Source organism: Spirosoma areae, assembly GCF_054781775.1.
Genome location: NZ_BAAGTT010000043.1, coordinates 149267 through 168340, shown reverse-complemented (window position 1 = coordinate 168340; position 19074 = coordinate 149267). Strand labels below are relative to the sequence as shown.

20 protein-coding genes and 1 pseudogene are annotated in these 19074 nt (G+C 48.1%); 10 read left to right on the top strand and 11 right to left on the bottom strand.

The window, feature by feature from the left end:
• Window positions 1-94 precede the first annotated feature (94 nt).
• The 5 genes from ACYVI1_RS26900 to ACYVI1_RS26880 all read left to right on the top strand — a co-directional run bounded on the left by ACYVI1_RS26900 (window position 95) and on the right by ACYVI1_RS26880 (window position 4348).
• The gene (locus ACYVI1_RS26900; protein WP_460914175.1) at window positions 95-964 is read left to right on the top strand and encodes a cupin domain-containing protein; all 870 of its coding nucleotides are present in this window, start codon (window positions 95-97) and stop codon (window positions 962-964) included.
• A 183-nt stretch (window positions 965-1147) separates the two neighbouring features.
• On the top strand, window positions 1148-2455 hold the full coding sequence (locus ACYVI1_RS26895; protein WP_460914173.1) for a serine hydroxymethyltransferase: 1308 nt from the start codon (window positions 1148-1150) through the stop codon (window positions 2453-2455).
• 85 nt (window positions 2456-2540) lie between these two features.
• The gene (gene tatC, locus ACYVI1_RS26890; protein ID WP_460914171.1) at window positions 2541-3398 is read left to right on the top strand and encodes a twin-arginine translocase subunit TatC; all 858 of its coding nucleotides are present in this window, start codon (window positions 2541-2543) and stop codon (window positions 3396-3398) included.
• Between the two features lie 94 nt (window positions 3399-3492).
• On the top strand, window positions 3493-4119 hold the full coding sequence (locus ACYVI1_RS26885) for a Uma2 family endonuclease (protein WP_460914168.1): 627 nt from the start codon (window positions 3493-3495) through the stop codon (window positions 4117-4119).
• 7 nt (window positions 4120-4126) lie between these two features.
• Window positions 4127-4348 (top strand): hypothetical protein, encoded by a 222-nt coding sequence (locus ACYVI1_RS26880; RefSeq protein WP_460914166.1) that lies wholly within the window; start codon window positions 4127-4129, stop codon window positions 4346-4348.
• Window positions 4349-4392: 44 nt separating this feature from the next.
• On the opposite strand, the gene ACYVI1_RS26875 is transcribed toward ACYVI1_RS26880, so the two are convergent.
• The 10 genes and pseudogenes from ACYVI1_RS26875 to ACYVI1_RS26830 all read right to left on the bottom strand — a co-directional run bounded on the left by ACYVI1_RS26875 (window position 4393) and on the right by ACYVI1_RS26830 (window position 14277).
• Complete coding sequence (locus tag ACYVI1_RS26875) at window positions 4393-5739, bottom strand: DUF58 domain-containing protein (protein ID WP_460914164.1); 1347 nt, start codon at window positions 5737-5739, stop codon at window positions 4393-4395.
• Entirely contained in the window at window positions 5736-6554 is an 819-nt protein-coding gene (locus ACYVI1_RS26870) for a tetratricopeptide repeat protein (protein WP_460914163.1), read from the bottom strand. Before ACYVI1_RS26870 ends, ACYVI1_RS26875 begins: the two co-directional genes overlap by 4 nt.
• Window positions 6551-7552 carry a hypothetical protein gene (locus ACYVI1_RS26865; RefSeq protein WP_460914161.1) on the bottom strand — a complete coding sequence of 334 codons (1002 nt, stop codon included), beginning with the start codon at window positions 7550-7552 and terminating at the stop codon, window positions 6551-6553. Before ACYVI1_RS26865 ends, ACYVI1_RS26870 begins: the two co-directional genes overlap by 4 nt.
• 166 nt (window positions 7553-7718) lie before the next feature.
• Window positions 7719-8693: an AAA family ATPase gene (locus tag ACYVI1_RS26860; RefSeq protein ID WP_460914160.1), complete on the bottom strand. Its 975-nt coding sequence runs from the start codon at window positions 8691-8693 to the stop codon at window positions 7719-7721.
• Between the two features lie 22 nt (window positions 8694-8715).
• Window positions 8716-9177, bottom strand: a pseudogene (locus ACYVI1_RS26855) (DUF4276 family protein); the annotation flags it as partial.
• Window positions 9178-9377: 200 nt separating this feature from the next.
• A complete protein-coding gene (locus ACYVI1_RS26850; RefSeq protein WP_460914159.1) occupies window positions 9378-10457 on the bottom strand; it encodes an AAA family ATPase in 1080 nt (359 codons plus the stop codon).
• Window positions 10454-11641 carry a DUF4350 domain-containing protein gene (locus ACYVI1_RS26845; protein ID WP_460914158.1) on the bottom strand — a complete coding sequence of 396 codons (1188 nt, stop codon included), beginning with the start codon at window positions 11639-11641 and terminating at the stop codon, window positions 10454-10456. Before ACYVI1_RS26845 ends, ACYVI1_RS26850 begins: the two co-directional genes overlap by 4 nt.
• Window positions 11642-11643: 2 nt before the next feature.
• Complete coding sequence (locus ACYVI1_RS26840) at window positions 11644-12453, bottom strand: DUF4129 domain-containing protein (protein ID WP_460914157.1); 810 nt, start codon at window positions 12451-12453, stop codon at window positions 11644-11646.
• Window positions 12437-13327 carry a hypothetical protein gene (locus ACYVI1_RS26835; RefSeq protein ID WP_460914156.1) on the bottom strand — a complete coding sequence of 297 codons (891 nt, stop codon included), beginning with the start codon at window positions 13325-13327 and terminating at the stop codon, window positions 12437-12439. Before ACYVI1_RS26835 ends, ACYVI1_RS26840 begins: the two co-directional genes overlap by 17 nt.
• Window positions 13324-14277: a stage II sporulation protein M gene (locus ACYVI1_RS26830; RefSeq protein WP_460914155.1), complete on the bottom strand. Its 954-nt coding sequence runs from the start codon at window positions 14275-14277 to the stop codon at window positions 13324-13326. The genes ACYVI1_RS26835 and ACYVI1_RS26830 overlap by 4 nt, the downstream gene beginning before the upstream one ends.
• A gap of 129 nt (window positions 14278-14406) precedes the next feature.
• Here ACYVI1_RS26830 and ACYVI1_RS26825 point away from each other — a divergent pair, with 129 nt between their 5' ends.
• The 4 genes from ACYVI1_RS26825 (at window position 14407) to ACYVI1_RS26810 (ending at window position 17110) form a co-directional block, all read left to right on the top strand.
• Window positions 14407-15102: an RDD family protein gene (locus ACYVI1_RS26825; RefSeq protein ID WP_460914154.1), complete on the top strand. Its 696-nt coding sequence runs from the start codon at window positions 14407-14409 to the stop codon at window positions 15100-15102.
• A gap of 71 nt (window positions 15103-15173) precedes the next feature.
• Window positions 15174-16373, top strand: a complete 1200-nt coding sequence (locus tag ACYVI1_RS26820) for a M20 metallopeptidase family protein (protein WP_460914239.1) — start codon at window positions 15174-15176, stop codon at window positions 16371-16373.
• Window positions 16374-16439: 66 nt separating this feature from the next.
• Window positions 16440-16748, top strand: a complete 309-nt coding sequence (locus tag ACYVI1_RS26815) for a type II toxin-antitoxin system HigB family toxin (protein ID WP_460914153.1) — start codon at window positions 16440-16442, stop codon at window positions 16746-16748.
• On the top strand, window positions 16745-17110 hold the full coding sequence (locus ACYVI1_RS26810) for a helix-turn-helix domain-containing protein (protein ID WP_460914151.1): 366 nt from the start codon (window positions 16745-16747) through the stop codon (window positions 17108-17110). The genes ACYVI1_RS26815 and ACYVI1_RS26810 overlap by 4 nt, the downstream gene beginning before the upstream one ends.
• A gap of 24 nt (window positions 17111-17134) precedes the next feature.
• Here ACYVI1_RS26810 and ACYVI1_RS26805 read toward each other — a convergent pair whose 3' ends face one another.
• Window positions 17135-18127 carry a helix-turn-helix transcriptional regulator gene (locus ACYVI1_RS26805; protein WP_460914149.1) on the bottom strand — a complete coding sequence of 331 codons (993 nt, stop codon included), beginning with the start codon at window positions 18125-18127 and terminating at the stop codon, window positions 17135-17137.
• A 99-nt stretch (window positions 18128-18226) separates the two neighbouring features.
• On the opposite strand from ACYVI1_RS26805, the gene ACYVI1_RS26800 reads away from it, so the two are divergent.
• Entirely contained in the window at window positions 18227-19024 is a 798-nt protein-coding gene (locus tag ACYVI1_RS26800; RefSeq protein WP_460914148.1) for a hypothetical protein, read from the top strand.
• Window positions 19025-19074: the final 50 nt, after the last annotated feature.

Genomic DNA, 19074 nt, shown 5'->3' with positions numbered 1-19074 from the left:
TGATGGCTATACGCAGCAGTTTTACCGATTTATGTATAATTTTGACCTATTTGTTCAATATTGTTCGATTGACACGTTAAAATAAGTTACTTCAGTGAAGGCTCTGTTTGAGAAGATTCTGGTTAGTGAGCAAAGCTCCCTGCTGGTTCGGCGGTTTCGATTGCCATATTTCGACGCGCCCTGGCATTATCATCCAGAGTACGAATTAACCTACATTGTGAGCAGTCATGGACAGCGGTTTGTGGGCGACCATGTCGAACCATTTCAGGCAGGTGATTTAGTGTTGCTTGGTCCCGATTTGCCGCACTTCTGGCGGAATGATGATGAGTTTTATCAGACTAAGCCTCATTGTCAGGCCGAGTCGATAGTCGTGCAGTGTCCGGCTTCATTTGATGAACGGGTACTGGCAGCTATCCCCGAATCGGCTCTTGTGCGGCAGTTGCTTCAGCGTGCCCGATATGGATTACGATTCAGCTCGGGCGTCAGTCAGGTAGCTGGTACAATGATGAGGCAATTGACCGAACAAACTAACTTGCCCCAGTTACTGAGCTTTCTGGCAATTTTAAACCAGTTGGCTACCGATCCGAACGCGCATATGCTGGCCAGCGATGGGTATCAATTAGCCCCAGGCATCGCTGAAACCGAGCGGATGAAACGGGTGTTGGAGTATATGCTGACTAATTTCCGGGACGATATTCGGACCGGGCAGATTGCTTCGGTAGCCGGGATGGTTCCGGCGGCTTTCTGTCGGTATTTTAAGAAACGCACCCGAAAAACATTTATCGAATACCTGAATGAACTGCGGATTAGCCATGCCCGTAAACTGCTGGCTACGCTTGATTTAAGCATTGGACAAGTGGGCCTCGAGTGCGGGTTTACGAATAGCTCACATTTTCACCGGCAGTTTAAACTCAGCACCGGCCTGACACCGTTTCAATACCAACTGGTGGCAAAAGGAAAATAATGGGACCCGTATTGCATAGGTATCAGACCTAAGTGCGTTCGTCTTTTTTACCCGGAAAATCTTCCCCATGCTACCATTTTCCGCCGTACATTTGTGGTGTTAAACTGGTTGACTGGCTACCCGTTGGCTGATTGAAAGTTTACCAATCAACCAGATAATCAAGTACATAAACTGTTCAGACTGATGACGACCGTCACCTCTACCACCCGCGATACGCAGGTGTTCGACCTGATTGCCAAAGAACAACACCGGCAGGAGTCGGGCATTGAGTTGATTGCTTCCGAAAACTTTGTGTCGCCTGCCGTGATGGAAGCGGCCGGGAGTGTGCTGACCAATAAATATGCGGAGGGCTTGCCCGGCAAACGCTATTATGGCGGTTGCGAAGTGGTTGACCAGATTGAGCAGATTGCCATCGACCGCGCCAAAGAACTTTTCGGCGCTACCTGGGTAAACGTACAGCCACATTCGGGAGCGCAGGCCAATACGGCGGTGTTTCTGGCGTGTCTGCATCCGGGCGATACCATTCTGGGCTTCGATCTCTCGCACGGCGGGCACCTCACGCACGGGTCGCCGGTGAATATTTCGGGTAAATATTTTCGTCCAACATTTTACGGGGTGGAGCGGGAAACGGGCGTTATCAACTACGATACTGTTGAAGAAACGGCCAAACGCGAGCGGCCCAAAATGCTTATTTGTGGTGCTTCGGCCTATAGCCGCGACTGGGATTATGCCCGGCTTCGCGCCATTGCCGACGAAGTAGGAGCGCTTCTGTTAGCCGATGTGTCGCACCCGGCGGGGCTGATTGCCAAAGGCTTACTCAATGACCCGCTGGCTCACGCGCACATTGTGACCACTACTACTCACAAAACCCTGCGCGGTTCGCGGGGCGGTATTATTCTAATGCGGAATGACTTTGAAAATCCGTTTGGCATCAAAACTCAAAAAGGGGAGACGCGGCTGATGTCGTCCCTGCTGGATTCGGGCGTGTTTCCGGGTACGCAGGGTGGGCCGCTGGAACACATCATCGCGGCTAAAGCGGTTGGTTTCGGCGAAGCCTTAACCGAGGATTTCTATGATTATGCCGTTCAGGTGAAAGCCAACGCGCAGGCAATGGCCACCGCCTTCCTGAACCGGGGCTACCAGATTATTTCGGGCGGAACAGATAACCACCTGATGCTGATTGATTTGCGCTCGAAGGGGGGTACGGCCTCCCGGCTGACGGGTAAATTAGCTGAGAATACACTTATTAAGGCCGACATCACCATCAACAAAAACATGGTTCCCTTTGACGACAAGTCGCCAATGGTTACGTCGGGTATGCGCGTTGGCACGGCAGCCATGACCACGCGCGGGCTGAACCAATCGGACATGGAGCAAATCGTCGTATATATCGACAAGGTGCTGATGAACCACGACAACGAAGCGGTTATTTCGACCGTTAAAGAAGAAATCAACGAGTGGATGAACGCATTTCCGCTCTATAAAAGTTAACAGGATTAAAGAGCGAAAGAGTGAAAGAGCGAAAAACAAGTCGCGAATCATTCAGCCGCTCTTTCACTCTTTCACTCTTTGAACAATGCCTCTCGACCAACTGACCGACGAAGAAATTGATACTGAAGGCAAAGAGATGTCCTTTCTGGACCATCTCGAAGAACTTCGCTGGCACATCATCCGGGCCGTTGGGTCCATTTTTGTGTTTGCCATTATTGCCTTTGTCTACATAGAAGAAATTTTTCAGACAGTGATTATGGGTCCTAAAAGCCCTAATTTCTGGACGTACCGGATGATGTGTAAACTGTCGGATATGACGGGTTATGCAGATTTGTGCGTGAAAAAACTCAACTTCGAACTACAGGCACTTGGCGTATCGGATCAGTTCACGATGGCTCTTACCTCCTCGTTGATTATTGGTTTATGCTTTGCCTTCCCCTACGCCTTTTGGGAGGTGTGGCGGTTCATTAAGCCGGGGCTTCGCAATGTTGAAAAGCAGGCGGCACGTGGGGCTGTTTTCTTCGTCTCGATGCTGTTTCTGCTGGGCCTGCTCTTTGGCTATTTTATTGTATCTCCCCTGGCTATCAATTTTTTAGCTAATTATCAGATCACACCGGATATTAAAAATCAATTCGATATTACGTCCTATATCGGTATACTCGTAACCCTCTCATTAGGGTGCGCCCTGATATTTCAGATGCCGATGGTTGCCTATGTACTCTCGAAAGTGGGTGTACTTACACCTAAGTTTATGCGCGAATACCGCAAACATGCCTGGATTGTGATTCTGGTCGTGGCCGGTATCATTACACCCTCACCCGATATTTACAGCCAGGTATTGGTGGCTTTGCCGCTGGCTCTGCTGTACGAGGTAAGCATCATTGTATCAGGCCGGATCGAGAAGCAACGGTTAAAGGAGCATCAGGCGTTAATGGAATCGTAAGCAAGCGTACAATCATAAGCAAGGCTCTTTCGCATAGGAAGGGCCTTTTGCTTTGTAAGGGGTTATCGTATCTTTACTAAAAACAAGTAGGCGTATGCAGGTCCTGGAGAAAGTACGGCTGAGTGATGAGCAGATAAAGACGCTTGAAGAAGGAGAATTAGTCAGTATTCCCGCGTCGTGGGCAGAGTTTGAGGGCTTTCTCTCCGAAACCGACTACCGCGTCGAGTATCATAATGGAGAGATTATTATAATGGGATTAGCTAGATTAATTCACGAACTTTTAGTAATTCGGTTGGGCTATTTACTTACGGGTTTTTATCTGGGCAAGCCGATTTACGTAGCTGGCAGTAACGCTGGAATTCGAAAAGACGGACGAAAGGGGCATTACAATGGCGACGTGTTGGTTATAAAAGGTAAACCCGTCTTTCAGGGCAAATCCCGGTCAATTATTACTAATCCCTATATCGTTGTCGAAGTACTTTCCGAATCAACCCTCAATTACGATTTGGGTGCTAAACGACGCAAATATGAGCAGATGGAATCTGTACAGGAAATCGTATTCGTTGATCCATTTGACCGGGAAGTTATCGTTGTCCGGCGTACTGAACAAATCAATGTCTGGACAGAAACCGTCTATACATTACCCGAGCAACCAATTAATATCGACGGTTTCGAGATCCCCCTCAACGAAGTTTTTGCTAACCTGCCCGAAGAAGAGTAGTTGACGAATGGCACAATACGATTTTCGAAAATACCACTATCGCTCCATCAACGCAGCTACTGATGCCGAGCGAGCCGCTATCAATCAGGAATTGAAAGGTCTGTACGCGGCTCTGCCCGATGTTGAAAAGGAAGAATTTAATCGCCAGTTGCAAACCTTTCTGGCCAACGAAATGGGGCGGCTTAAGTCCGGTTATGAATCGGTGAAGGGTGGCCTGGGCGATAACTAACGAAATGTGGTGGCAGGTTCTCAAACCTGCCACCACATTTCCATTCATATCATTCCCCGCGCTTTCAACTCTAAGTATTTATTCACCGTATTGGCGGTCAGATTCTGCGGGGCGGTCAGAATGGTCTGGATGCCGAATTGGCCTAACTCTTTCACAATCTGTTTCTTCTCGAAAGCAAATTTTTCGCCAATGGTTTTCAGGTAAATCTGCTCCGTATCAGCGGCAGGTTGGTTAAGAAGGCTGTGGAGTTCAGTGTTTTCGAAAAAAATTACTAAAAGTAAATGGTCGTTTGCTAACCGGCGCAAATACGGCAACTGGCGGTGCATAGCGCTAACTGTCTCGAAGTTAGTAAAGAGTAATAGCAAACTCCGCTGGCGAATATGCGTCCTGACGCTGGCGTACAAACTCTCATAATCCGTTTCGAGGAAGCGTGTTTTCTGCCGATACAGCAACTCCAGAATTTTGAGCATCTGCCCCGTCCGGCGGTCAGCGGGGAGCAGTTGACCAATATGGTCGGAGAAGGTCAGAATACCGGCGCGGTCTTGTTTAAGCAGGGCAATATTGCTCAACACCAAACTGGCGTTTATGGCATAGTCGAGCAGCGTTAGTCCGTCAAATGGAGATTGCATCACACGTCCTTTGTCAATCAGGCAGTAAACCGGTTGTGAGCGTTCGTCCTGGTAGGCATTAATCATCAAGGTTGTTCCCCTCGGGTCGCTACGCCGGGATGTGGCTTTCCAGTTAATCGTGCGGACATCGTCGCCGGCGGTGTAGGGTCGCACCTGCTCAAATTCCATGCTGTGCCCAATACGTCGGATGCGTTTCACCCCCATTTCGTTCAGGCGGTTGGTAGCCGCTAAAAGTTCAAATTGCCGCATTTGTAAAAACGATGGATAAACGGCCACCAGTTTGCCCTGCTCAAACTGATAACGTCGTTTTACTAATCCCAACGATGATAAGGCAAAGACATTGATTGCCCCAAAACTATACTCACCCCGGCGGGTAGGCCGAAGCTGGTACCGAATGGTTTGCGTTTCGCGGGGCTTGAGCTGGGCGCGAAACAGCACGTCGCGTCGTTGAAACTGAAACGGAATTTCGTCAATCACCTCCACATCGATCCGAAACGGATACCGGTTTTCGAGGTAAATCAATAACGGATTCTCATCGCCGTTCGACAGGCGGTCGGGTACGTCTCGCCGGGCGAAAATCCCGTTCGGAGCACGAAATAAAAGCCAGCTATCCACCCCAGTTAGCACCATAAAAACGGCGAACGCCACTTTCACCAACGGAAACAAAATCGGAAAAGCGTAGGCTACCACGAATAACAGCACAAGCGCTATCAGACTGAACCACAAGCGCGTGGCAATAAAGAGCGAACGTAAGAATTTCAATGGCTCGATGGTTTCAGGTTGGCAAGGGCATCGTCTATCTCTGGTTCATACACTGGGTTGAAGCCATCTTCTTCATAATCGCCTGTGCGTTCGGCGCGCAGAGCTTTAATGAAAAATGACGCATCCTGAAACGCGGTTCGAGCCTCGGCGGTTCGGTTGAGTTGGAGCAATGCGCGACCCCGGTGGTATTGGGCAATTGCTGATCGGGGAAAGTTTTTTAGGGCTTTATCTAAGTCGGCCAGGGCTTTTTCGGGCTGTTGTGTGGCGATGTAACTCACCGCCCGGCTAACGAAATGTTTGTAGTTGACCCACTCGGCTCCGTGTTTGAGGGCCAGTGAGTCGATGCCAGCGCAAAATAACTCAAGGGCTTTTTTATGGTCGCCAAGACCCCGATACGCCAGACCGCGCATATAACTCACGGGATTATACCCGACGATGTCATCGAAGGCGGGCGTTAGGGCGTCATGAGCGTCGAAGTGGACGAGGGCACGCGAATAATCCCGCAACTGGGATAGATAGAATTCGCCAACGATACCATGTTCTTTGGGATACAGAGCCGCCGTTTTTTCTAACCAAAGCGAAGCCTTTTCGTAGTTATGTTGCCAGACGTAATTAAAGGCCCGGTAGCGATAATTATCTGCCGAAGCCGATAACGTATCTAATCGAATCTTCTCCCGCGTTTCCGGGAAAAAAAACATCGTTTGAGACGACCGGTTTGCAGCCATTGTTCTTGCACAGGATTTGAGAAACCGCTCGCCATCCTGCGCGGCCACCGAAATGGGCAGAGAAAAGTAGAAAAACCACAGTTGTTTCATGGTAAAATATCGACCAAACGGCCGTCTTTTAGCCGAAACGTTAGAGAAACCGCTGTATCCTGCCGACGGGTACCAGGGTCATCGGGTTCACGCAGAGACGGGTCAGTAGCCACATACAGACGGCAAATAGTTAGCAATTGGTTGGTGATCGCGCTGGCAAATACCGTCGGGCAATAATCATCCCCGAACCCACTCATCTCGAATAAATCGCTTTGGCCCTCGCAATTAACGACAAAGTCAATTCGAATCAGGCCCGATTGCCCCGTCTGATTTACCGGTTGGTAGTGTTTAGCAAATAGCTGGTTCAGGGTATAACGTTTGTCTAAACTACTCAGTGAGGATTTGTACCACATTTTTCTAAAGCAATTGTCGCAGGTCTGGAAACCGTTGGGGCGGCATGAATCGCCTGGCGATAGATTTCTCACCAACCGAAACGTTTCCGTAGCTACTGAATGGCCAGTCCAGCCAATAGCCTGTACCTGTTTGGCCGACAGGCTGCTCAATTGCCAAAGTGGTTTATAGCCACTGTCGCGGTTGTACTGATTGCCTCGAATAACCAGAAAAACTGACGTGCCAAACCGTGCCAATTGCCAGAAATGAGCAGTTCTCCGTGTAGTCGCCCGATTTTCCCAGCTTGCCTGACCGTTTGCGTAGAGCGAAATTGTCACGCTGTCCGACTGCCAGACACGCCCGCTGAGTTGCCGGTACGCGCTAACCGAATCGATGGTTATAGTACTGAACCGCCGAAAAACCATCGGATAATTCGTGCCAATGCGGAGCAAATCGCCCTGAACGCCGACCAGCCGGGAAGCGTAATGAATGGTATCCAGCCGAACACGCTCGTCACGAACGGCCCAAGTCGATGTTAGCTTCGTGGCCGACCCATCGACCATACCGAGGTGATAGGTGCTGTCGGCATCTAACTGGAGATAGGTCGGTAAGGGACAGAAAAAATCAGTATCCCACTCCGAATGCACGCCGATCCAGGTGCCTGTCAACTGCTCCCGCGTGGGTGTTTGAGCGTGGAGGAATGAATAATGTACAATGAATAATGTACAATGAAGGCAGAAGCGCCACAGTTTTCCTGAAGGAGATTGACGTGGAGATCTATAAGCGGTTATGGATTTTGTATTATTCATTGGACATTCTACATTATTCATCCCCTCACCTCGGCACCTCAATTTTCTGCACCAACTGCGCTACAACGTCATCGGCGGTGCCGCCTTCCATTTCGCGTTCGGGGGTGAGCAGTACACGGTGGCGCAGCACGGGCGCGGCTAACTCCTGCACATCTTCGGGGGTGATAAAATCCCGCCCCCGGAGTGTAGCAAGGGCTTTGGCGCTGTTCAGCAACGCCACCGAGGCACGGGGCGACGCACCGAGATACAGCGATTTGTTGGCACGGGTTGCCTGCACAATCTGCGCGATGTAATCGAACAGTTTGTCTTCCACATGCACCTGATGTACCTGCCCGCGCAGGGCTGCCAGTTGATCGGCGGTAAGCACGGCGTTAACCGCATCGAGTGCATCGGAAAGGCTCCGGCGTTGGTGGTGTCCCCGCAGAATATCTACTTCTTCGCTCATCGCCGGATAGCCAACAACAACTTTAAACAGAAAGCGGTCTAACTGAGCTTCGGGAAGCCGGTAAGTTCCTTCCTGTTCAATCGGGTTTTGCGTGGCCAGCACCATAAACGGCTCATGGAGGTGGTACGTCGTGCCATCATTCGTAACCTGCCGTTCTTCCATCACTTCAAACAGCGCAGCCTGTGTTTTGGCGGGTGCCCGGTTGATTTCGTCAATCAAAACGAGGTTCGAGAAGATAGGCCCCTGCCTGAAGGCAAAATCGCCCGCTTTGGGCTGGAAAACGGATGTGCCCAGCACATCGGAGGGCATCAAATCGGGGGTGAACTGAATCCGGCTAAAACCGACCGACATGGTTTTAGCTAATAGTTTGGCGGTCAACGTTTTGGCAACGCCCGGTACGCCTTCAATCAGAACGTGTCCATCGGCAAGCAGGGCAGTCAGCAACAAATCAACTGTTTGCTGTTGACCAACAATCACTTTACCTACTTCGGCTCGGATAGCATTGACGGCAGTTGTGAGGGGAGTGAGGTCTATTCGGGAAGTAGGAAAGGTCATATTAGTGGCCGAAAAAGCGGGATTATGAATTATGGGAAGCTGTCTTACCTATTTGGTCAATCCAACTTGCAAATCGTTGGCAACGCGTCAGCATTGCTTCCATGCCAATTTCTAAAGCGAAGATGTTCCCAAAAATTACCTTGTTGTACTGAAAACATTCATAACGCTTTATAATATCAATCAATCTATATGAGGGAAGCTCGGTGCTGTTAATATCTTCAGGATTAACAAACTGCCGACTGACTTCTTCTAATTCCTGGCAGCTTTCTTCATTAAGATATTTTAAAAATCCGGTATCCGATGAGAAAAGAAGGGCTTCAAACTCATACTTCTGGATATAGGGAATAAACAATGGGGCATTTACGTCAGCCGCTAACCCTTGTTCTAAACAGGTGATTTTCTGCTCTGAATTGCCATGTTTCTGACAATTGTTAATGTTAGGAAAATCATTTGCCAATTTGAAAAAATCTACGAACGTCGATACAACTACATCTGGTTATCGTAGCAGTATGTCTAAATCCTTCTTCAGGCGGCTATAACGAACATCACCACCTTTATGGCCAGGTTTACCAATCAAACGTGCTGCAACAGAGTTAACTCCATATGTATTAAATAAATGAGGAGCTATACAACCTTTAACAAATTCCTGTTACGTTTGCCCTTCAACAACAATGATGACTCTTCTCATGGATTCCCTCCCAGAACGTTCTTATTCCATAATTCACCAATAGAATACTCTTCAAGCCAGGCTTCCAAAGATTGCTCATCTAAACGTCTGAATCTTGACTCATTGGCTACATTATCGACTACAATAATGTCATCCGGGCTAAATTTATCAATTAGATTAACCGACTGAGTAGACATTATCAATTGTTTTTTTTGGTGGGCAACTCCTTGAATTAGTTCTGCTAAAATTGTAATGGCGTAAGGATGCAGGCCTAATTCCGGCTCATCAATAAGAATAGTTTCGGGTAATTGAGGTTGAAGTAGAAGTGTACATAAAGCGATAAACCGAATGGTGCCATCAGACAAGTCCGATGCGTCAAGATATATATCTGTATTTTTTTGTCGCCAGTTGAGCCGAATAAAATTCCCATTAGGTTGTAAATCAAATCGCTCAAAATAAGGGGCAATTAACTTTATAACAGCTTCAATACGATTGTAAACCAGTGCATTTTCTTGCTGAAGTTTATATAAAAAAGCTGCTATGTTAGACCCATCTGACCGCAGGAAACGATTGTCGTCAACTCTGGCGGTTTGCTTTAGAGGAGCACTTTTAGACGTGTTATGAAAATGATATACTCGAAAAGATTCCAGGTATTTTTTTACATAGTTAACTCTGGGCGATGTCAAATCATGAAGTTTAGATTCAATATGACCTCTCCCGTAAGAATCCATTGACCAACCAGAATAGCCTACGTCTCCTTTTGATAGATTATATTCATCGTACTCGTCGGAAAAGAAAAAACTGTTCTGCTCATTTGGCGACAACCAAAAAGCATATCTATTGATATCTGAAAAATTTAATCTTCCTCCCAATTGCTGGCTAACCCGGCGACCTAAATGCAGAACTCGGTCTGCTCCGCCTTTGTCACTTGTATAAGTCGTTAACTGTTTGTCATAAATGGCATATACAAAGCTAAAGAAACTTACGAAGTTACTTTTACCAGCTCCATTTGGGCCAATCAAGACATTGATTGGCTTTAAATCAAGTTTCAATTCCTTTATCGACTTGAAATTTTGTATGGCTATTTCCTTGATCATACCATAGCCAGTTTAAAATTTTCCATCGCTTTATTAAGGGCTAACAAATCAAATTCGGATAAGAAGGTTCGTTTTTGAGCGTCGCGCAGAAGCTGTACTAACTCCGATGTTTCAGCCATTGATGCGCCACTTTTTCGGGCCAGCGTTTCCGTAAACTCTTTATCTAAAACTGTTGTGTTCAGGCCATAGCGTTCGCGGATGTCGGCCAGAAAATACAGAATTTTCTTGCGGGCCAGGTTGTCGTGATTGCCCTGCTGAAAGTACATCCGCCCAACGGTCTTCACAAAATCCAGCGATGTGTTTTTTAGCCGTTCAACTACGGGAATAACGCGCTGAGTTCGTTTCCCCGCAAAAATGGCGTAGAAAATCAACCCAAAGGCAACTAAATAATAGGCCCAGTTAAGGGCCGGTTGTGAGCGAATATACCGGAAAATAGATTGCTGTTCTTCATCGAACCGGCCTTGTTTCTGGTATTCGTCCCAGTAGGTTGGCAGAGCAGGTAAATACGAAAGAGCCTTGAAGCTATAGTCCGATGTTTTCGGGTCGAGTACGTAGTAATTCGTGAACGCGAGTGGCAGATTATGAATCAAAAACTGACCCTTACCATAGCGAACCCGAATGAAAACCGGCTCTTTCCGGGCATTGCGCCCCAGCACAGTAATAGTTCTTTTATTTTTTATAATCAGATGGTTACGCCCATCGTCATGGTGAAAATTATACCCAACCGGATTGTGTACTGACGGGTTTACGAAATTCTGTCGCAGGGTGGTATCGGCCTGAGTTGGGCCTTTTACATCGGCCCTGAACCCCAGAATCAAACCGAGTGAATCGGGAAAGTCATACGCTGAAATAAAGACATTGTTTCCGCGCCGGACATAGGGCAGCAGTTGCTTCAGGTCAGTGCCATCGGCCTCAAATTCCTGACAGACGAAGACATAGTTACCAGGCATAGTTATTTTCTCTTCCGTCAGAAAATTATAAATAGGCAGGCGCACTGTTTTTATGGCTGACGTGGGCAGCACATCGGGCAATAACTCAAACAGGGCCTCCGTGCCAAACGGAATTTTGTCGTTGTTTTTATACGTTGTCGACCAGTCAATTGGCTTCGGACGGTAGTACTCAAACAGCACATAGGCCGTAACCGTAGCCAGCAAAATCAGGAGATATTTATTGGGTTTCAGCAAAGTTAGTTCAGGCGGTTGCCCGCCGGGATTTTTGATTGAGTTGCTGCACCAAACTGTTTAAATTGATGCTGAATGGTGCTAAACTGAACGTCATCGACCGGAAAGTCGCCGTACCACACAAACTCAAATTGCCGGGTTAGGGCCTCGAAATCAGCTTGCTGGGGTGAGTTGGCCAGTTCAGATACATACTGCCGATTGGTTTTGTCGGGTTTGTAATCAATCTGGCCCGCATCTGACAGGCGTTTGAGGGTTTTCAGGTAAAGCAGCCGCACCGCCAGCCGGAAATTACGCTGGCCGACGGCTTCTTCAGTGGCTGCATCAAAATCAATTTCGTGAATGTTTTCGCTTATATTTTCGTAGTCCAGGCTACTCGATTCGGCTTTCCTGGGGAATAGGAAACCCAGTACTTCGGCCTTCATTAGCAGATAGATAACCAAGCACGCAATAGCGCCCAGAATAACGTATTGCCAGATAGTTTGATAAGCTTCACTGCTTAAAAACGCTGAGATTTTGCCCAGCAGCCACCTGAAAAAACGGCCCACCGGATTGTCGGGTGGGGGCGCGTCGTTGCCATATTGATAGTCGTGGTCGGTTTGAAGGTTGTGCAGGTGGTCGGGTTCGGGGTAGCGTACCCGCACCGGGGTGCGGTCGTCGGGCGTAATAGCCTTGTTTGACTGACTGTACGCATTAGGTATGGCAAAAAATGGTACCAGGCAGATGCACCAGGCCACATAGCGATAAAGCAATCGCTGTGTGGCCTGGTTAACGAACGTTCTTATCAATAGCCTCAATGTTTCAAAAACTGCCTTCATCTGTTGGGTGGGGTTGGGTTGGGGCTGTGCCGATTGAATCGATAGCCGAAATCAGGCCGCGTCCTTCCTGCCGCTCAACGAGGTTTGTGTATTGAAAACCGATAGCTGTATACAGCACAGCGTTTAGTAAGGTTCTGCCAACGAGGTTGATAACATTGCCCACAATAAGCCACATCACTGATACATCGGGGAGCATCTTCGCACCGCTAAAAAAAGCAATCAGGGTGGTGGGCAGGGCAAAAATTAACCCGACGATCCCAATGATGAGACCCATCACGAAAATCAGCCCGAAGGTCGACCACCATTTGTCGCGGATGAGTTTGAAACACCGGTTCCAGGTGTCCCCAAAATCGGTGCCTTCAAACGCGGTAACAGCTAACGATAACGACAGGACAACGGCAACGTAAATACCAGGAATCAGGAAAAATACAAAAGCAACGCCAATGATGATGGAGTTAAGCAGCGAAATAATAATGGCCCGGCCAATCATGGGTTGTACCTCGGTCCAAACGTCGGCAACGCTGATGGGGCCGCCGTTCGTGCGGGCGTATACCTTCATGTGGGCGTAGGTGGTCAGAATAACCGCCACATTGGCCAGAATGCTGAGCAAAATGGCGAACCAGAAAGTGGGCGATAAAAACTGGCTCATCATCTGAAAAGCTGCCATTGGATCGCGGTTATCGACATCGGTCGATTCGCTCACTAACTGGAGCATATTCGATTGCATGACACCCGTCATAATACCGGCCACTAAGGCTACCGGCCCAACAATGTAGAGCAGGGCCATGCCGAGGCTACGCATGTTCTGGATAACATACTGAAACGTGGCGTTGATTTTATTGCCGAAGTCGCGTTGCTCGAAAAGTTGAATCATGGCTGAATTTTGCGGTTAAGTGAAATAGGATACAGAATAAAATACCAGCCAATAAATGCGGCTGAAATCAGAATAATGCTTCCACTCACAAGGGGTGGCAACGTTAGTCGCGTAATGAAACTCTCCAGAAAACCGGCAGCAATGAAAATCGGTACCAGTCCGATAGCAATTTTCAGTCCCTGCCTGATGCCCCGTTTAAATGACGCCAGCCGCGAGTATGTTCCGGGAAACAGCAGGCTGTTTCCGACCGTCAGACCGGCACAACCCGCAATAATGATGGCCGAAATTTCGAGCGTACCGTGAATCCATATTTTCAGAACCGAATCGAGCAGCAAACCGCGTTCGTAGAAAAAATATTGGAACGAACCCAGCATGACACCGTTATAAAACAGCATGGCCATCGTACCGAACGAGGCAAACAAACCAAAAATAAACGTTCGGAAGGCCACATAAATATTATTCATGGTGATCTGAACAAACATCGTTGCCTGGTCATGGCTGTTATACACACCGAGCGGGTCGCCTTTTTTTATGTTTTCGAGGGTCATATTCACGTAACTATCGCCCAGAATCAGCCGGACGAACGTGCTATCGTGCGCTGCCGACAGCCACCCAAGTACACAGGCCGCCAGAAAAATACCCGCCGACAGGGCCAGAAGTCGATGCGATTGCCGGAACAAGAGAGGCAGTTCAATTTGCCAGAACGTAACGAACCGGCTGCGGTCGTCGCGCCGGTTCTGCATCAGGCCCCGGTGCATCTGTCCGGCCAGTCCGTTGAGGTAGCGCGTCACGTTCGAGTCGGGGTAGAAGGTGCGGGCGTAGGACAGGTCGTCGGTCAGTTCCACAAAATTGCTTACTAACTCATCCGGGTCCGACCGGTTGGTGGCTGGATTCTGCTCTATCTCGCGCCATTTGTCGGCATTGCGTTTAACGAAAAGGTTCTCGCGCATGTATGTCGGTGAGTCGTCGGAGTAGCTAAGTTCGTCAATGTAACCAATTCAACAGGTATTTTATGGGAAAACTTTTTGACCGCACCGGCTTACTTACGACTTTTGACTTACTACTTACAACTATTTTTCATGTCTGTTGCCATCCGCACCTCTCAGAATGTTTTGCTGGAATACGAACCTGCCAGCGTTGGCGACCGGATTCTGGCGGCCCTGCTTGATTACCTGGTAATTTTTGGCTGGACACTGCTGGTTTTCGGCCTGCCAGCCCGAGTAGGGATGACACCGGGTATGTTCTACATGGTTGTTATGTTCTTGCCAATCATTGGCTATGATCTGCTGTCGGAGTGGTTGCTGAATGGCCGAAGTCCTGGAAAACTGGCAATCGGTATCCGGGTTGTTATGCTCGACGGGTCGCAGCCAGGCTTAGGCGCTTATCTGCTCCGGTGGCTGCTTCGGATTATCGAATCGATAGGCTTCTTTGGGGGAATCGTTCCTATTATTACCGTAGCTGCCAATGGCAAAGGGCAGCGGCTGGGCGATATTGCTGCCGGAACGACCGTCGTGAAACTTAAACCGGCGGTGTCGCTGGAAGATGTATTGATTCGACCTTTGCCTGAAAATTACGCTGTGCAGTTTCCCGATGTTCGGTTGTTGTCTGACCGCGACATCAGTATTGTCCGAAACGTGATGCGGCAGGGCGATGATGAGGTGCTGATACGGACCGCTGAGAAAATAAAAGAAGTAACCGGAATCCAGAGCAGCCTCTCAAACTGGACGTTTCTGGAAACGGTTGTTAATGATTATCAGTTTATTACCACACAGTAGCCTGGATGGCCACATCCGGGCGTTTAATGGCAACTTCTTCACACCCGGACGTGGCCGTCCAGGCTACGTTCATGCTCGACTCAATCAAATCGCTTGCCCGGCAATATGCCGCCGATATTGTCCAAACGCGCCGACACCTGCACGCGAATCCCGAACTCTCGTTCCGGGAGCATAATACCGCCCGCTTTGTGGCCGACCAACTCAAAGCCATTGGCATCACCCCGCAGGAGGGTGTGGCCGATACGGGCTTAGTGGCGCTCATTGAAGGACGTAAGAGCGACAGCGTAGCCGCCCCGTCAAAAGTGGTTGGCCTGCGGGCTGATATGGACGCACTGCCCATTCACGAAGCGAATGATGTTCCCTATAAATCGACGGTTGAGGGCGTTATGCACGCGTGTGGGCACGATGTGCATACGGCCAGTCTGCTGGGTGTGGCCCGTATTCTGCACGTACTGCGTGACCAGTTTGATGGAACCGTGAAATTAGTCTTTCAGCCCGGCGAAGAGAAAGCTCCTGGTGGGGCATCGCTGATGATTAAGGAGGGTGTGCTGGAAAATCCGGCTCCAACAAGTATGCTTGGTCAGCACGTCGCGCCCAATATTCCGGCAGGAAAAATCGGTTTCCGTGAGGGCATGTACATGGCCAGCACCGACGAACTTTACCTGACCGTTCGCGGAAAAGGGGGCCACGCGGCCATGCCCGATAATCTGGTAGACCCGGTTCTGATAGCCTCGCACATTATTGTGGCGCTACAACAGGTCATTAGCCGAAACTGCCCCCCGGCCAGCCCATCAGTGCTGTCATTTGGGCGATTCATTGCCGATGGCGTCACGAACGTAATTCCGAATGAAGTTAAGCTGGAAGGTACGTTTCGGTGCATGAACGAGGCCTGGCGGGCGGAGGGAAAAAAACGCATGGTCAAACTCGCCGAAGGCATTGCTGAAGCGATGGGTGGCTCCTGCGAATTCACGATTGTTCACGGCTACCCTTACCTGAAAAACCACCCCGAACTTACCCGCCGGGTGCGGGCGCAGGCCGTTGAGTACATGGGTGCCGACAACGTGGTTGACCTCGACTTATGGATGGCCGGCGAAGACTTTGCCTTCTACTCGCAGGTAGTCGATTCCTGCTTTTATCGACTCGGAACCCGTAATGAAGCGCGGGGTATTATCTCCGGCGTTCATACCCCTACCTTCGACATCGACGAAACAGCTCTGGAAACCGGAGCCGGGCTAATGAGCTGGCTGGCTGTGCGGGAGTTAGGCGTTTGATTATTCCATAATTGGAAACTAAATTTTATAATTGGAAATTCATTTGCGTGTAATTACGTTTGCCTGATGGTTGTAATCAGCAAGACCGCCCTAAATCTATTTGGCGAAAAACATCCCGATGTTACTACGGCCCTGAACGATTGGTATGACATTGTTAAAAATGCTGACTGGCAGAATTTAGCTGCTCTAAGACGGACATTCAATTCGGTAGATTACATAGCCGATAATCGTTATGTCTTTAACATCAAAGGAAACCATTACAGACTGGTTGCGATGATTTTCTTCTCCGTTCGGACAGTTTATATCAAATTTATCGGCACTCATGCTGAATATGATAAGGTAGACGTAGCAGCTATTGACCTTAAGGACTCATGAAAATAACTAATTGGGATGAGCATAAAGCAGCTTTAAACGCTTTAGACAGGCTAATCGCAGAAGGATTTGAAGGAGATACCCAACGCGAAGCGCAGTTCTCTGAACTCGCTATAGCCATTGAAACCTTTGAAGACAGCATTCCGCTAATGCCTATCCGCATACCAGAAACGCTGCCGGGTATGCTTTATATCAAGATGGCTGAGCGGAATATGAAGCAGAAGGATATGGCTCATTTTTTAGGAGTTTCCACTGCCCGTTTTTCTGAGGTAATGAACGGCAAACGGCGGATCACTATTGATTTGGCTAAGAAACTCTATGAACGTTTAGATATTAGCCCGGAGTTTATCTTGAAAACAGCTTAATGCCATTGGGAAACCTTAGTGCGTTTAAGGATTGTTCGGAGTAAAGGTATTGCTGTATTCCAGCGGCTCGTTGGGAGGTCGATTTGTCATGTTCAGCATCCGCGCCAGTTGCTCATTGTATAATTCCGTCAACTTAAGTGGCCCACTGATTTTTACGTTGCTCATCCACTGAAACAGCCAGCCGACGAGTTCGCGGTTGATACCGCAATGGAAGGTGATGTACCAATTATCGCCGATTTGTTCGGCTTGCTGGCTTTGGTGCCAGAACTGCTCGCTAACAAATTTGCCCGTTACAGATGAAAACCGCAACTCGATTTTATAAATCTCATCGTCAATATTTTGTGTAACGCCGAAGCGATTGCTGAGGTTAGCCTCAACCATTTCGGTTAACGCTGACCGTTCAAAAGTTTCGGTGGTTTCTTCAAACGTTAGTTGGTCAATCTGAAACGTCAATATTTGTTGAGTGGTATCGGCAACAGCAGCTAAGTAGAAACATCCGCGATGATAGATTGTCCTGACAGGAAGAACGATCAACGGAAACTGAATAAGTTCGTATATGGACGTTGCATCGCCCTTCAAACTGCTGATTATCAATTTCGTCCTGCTGTCAATAGCTTGTATAACTTTCTCCAAGCCTTCATCTAACGGGTTGTGCGCTTCTGTCTCATAAAAGTGAGTTGACTCAATAACCGGGGTACTTTCCCCGGCTGACCAGTTCGTAAGCTTTTCGAGTACCTGTTGTCGTTTGAGAGCAAAAACTTGTGGTAACGTACCTCGAACAAGCCGGTATGTATTTACCTGATAAAGGTTCTGCTTAATCTGCCAAGTTTTGCGGTTGGCCGCGCCCGTCTTCTCAAAGTTTTCGTTGTCGTAACCCAGCCCTTTTATCGCGTCGATGGTACTCCGAATTTGCCGTGGACTGACCGTGCCGTTGAAGTAGCTGGTAATGCTTTTAATAGTTTGCGGCCCTTGTTGAAGGAGTAAAATAATGGTGTTAATGCGGATGTGGCGAGCCATGATAAGGTAGTTTCACGCAAAATGTAAAACTAAGAATTGAGTGTTGGAAGGCAAGTGGAAAGGGGCGAAATTGGTACTGTAATCAAAGCTATTCTCAAAATGAACATAAAACCCAAAGGTATCCCGAAGCCAATCCCTCATCTGTTTCTCGAAGAAGATTTTGGTGGAGGTTTCGCTACAAAAAACGCCATTTTAGACACTACACCGTTTGAACCACATGTTTTGTTTGTAGGTACTTATAATCCCAGAACTACCGTCAATGATGTTGATTTTTTCTATGGCCGTAATTATTTCTGGCCAACGATGTTCAACATCTTCGTCCAGCATAATATAACGTGGACAAGAAAACGAGAGAATACTATTCCTCCTTTCATACCAGATTTGAATGAAGTATTAATGCTCTGTGCTCATGTGCGGATGACTTTTGCAGACCTAATCAAAAACACTTTTCATAAAAAGTTACATAATCGACTTGAAGGCAATATTGCTCGTTACGATGGAACAGACTATAACTTGATTGATGATAATGCATTAGCCCAATTGAATGCTTTGGGGCAAGTTGAATGGGCAACTAAGGACATTATAGCGTATTTGTTAAGAACTCCTTCTATCAATTGTGTTCGCTTTACGCGTCAACCTGACAAACGAGTGTGGCGGGAGCAATGGAATCAAATCATAAATGCAAACTACGGTCGTCGGCAGATAAGTTTTGGTACAATTCACACTCCTGCAGGTAGAGGTTTGTACGAAGCAGGCATTCCAATAGCTACTGCATTGGCGAGGAGATGGCTACATCATCCTGTAGCCCATAAAAGATTGTGCGATCAGTGGATAGAAGATAATGATGTGCCTGTTCAGGATTTTAACTATCCAAACCCGCCGTTGCCGCTCTTTTAAAGCTTAGTCACTCTGTTTTAACCAATTTTTTGCCCCAATCTTATAAAGGA

What these genes read in the sequence shown, in the direction of transcription:
- ACYVI1_RS26810 (WP_460914151.1), top strand. Translation starts at nt 16,745, where the DNA reads ATGAAAATAACTAATTGGGATGAGCATAAAGCAGCTTTAAACGCTTTA.
- ACYVI1_RS26880 (WP_460914166.1), top strand. Translation starts at nt 4,127, where the DNA reads ATGGCACAATACGATTTTCGAAAATACCACTATCGCTCCATCAACGCA.
- ACYVI1_RS26870 (WP_460914163.1), bottom strand. Translation starts at nt 6,554, where the DNA reads ATGAAACAACTGTGGTTTTTCTACTTTTCTCTGCCCATTTCGGTGGCC.
- ACYVI1_RS26860 (WP_460914160.1), bottom strand. Translation starts at nt 8,693, where the DNA reads ATGACCTTTCCTACTTCCCGAATAGACCTCACTCCCCTCACAACTGCC.
- ACYVI1_RS26850 (WP_460914159.1), bottom strand. Translation starts at nt 10,457, where the DNA reads ATGATCAAGGAAATAGCCATACAAAATTTCAAGTCGATAAAGGAATTG.
- tatC (WP_460914171.1), top strand. Translation starts at nt 2,541, where the DNA reads ATGCCTCTCGACCAACTGACCGACGAAGAAATTGATACTGAAGGCAAA.
- ACYVI1_RS26805 (WP_460914149.1), bottom strand. Translation starts at nt 18,127, where the DNA reads ATGGCTCGCCACATCCGCATTAACACCATTATTTTACTCCTTCAACAA.
- ACYVI1_RS26895 (WP_460914173.1), top strand. Translation starts at nt 1,148, where the DNA reads ATGACGACCGTCACCTCTACCACCCGCGATACGCAGGTGTTCGACCTG.
- ACYVI1_RS26815 (WP_460914153.1), top strand. Translation starts at nt 16,440, where the DNA reads ATGGTTGTAATCAGCAAGACCGCCCTAAATCTATTTGGCGAAAAACAT.
- ACYVI1_RS26840 (WP_460914157.1), bottom strand. Translation starts at nt 12,453, where the DNA reads ATGAAGGCAGTTTTTGAAACATTGAGGCTATTGATAAGAACGTTCGTT.
- ACYVI1_RS26800 (WP_460914148.1), top strand. Translation starts at nt 18,227, where the DNA reads ATGAACATAAAACCCAAAGGTATCCCGAAGCCAATCCCTCATCTGTTT.
- ACYVI1_RS26830 (WP_460914155.1), bottom strand. Translation starts at nt 14,277, where the DNA reads ATGCGCGAGAACCTTTTCGTTAAACGCAATGCCGACAAATGGCGCGAG.
- ACYVI1_RS26885 (WP_460914168.1), top strand. Translation starts at nt 3,493, where the DNA reads ATGCAGGTCCTGGAGAAAGTACGGCTGAGTGATGAGCAGATAAAGACG.
- ACYVI1_RS26825 (WP_460914154.1), top strand. Translation starts at nt 14,407, where the DNA reads ATGTCTGTTGCCATCCGCACCTCTCAGAATGTTTTGCTGGAATACGAA.
- ACYVI1_RS26820 (WP_460914239.1), top strand. Translation starts at nt 15,174, where the DNA reads ATGCTCGACTCAATCAAATCGCTTGCCCGGCAATATGCCGCCGATATT.
- ACYVI1_RS26835 (WP_460914156.1), bottom strand. Translation starts at nt 13,327, where the DNA reads ATGATTCAACTTTTCGAGCAACGCGACTTCGGCAATAAAATCAACGCC.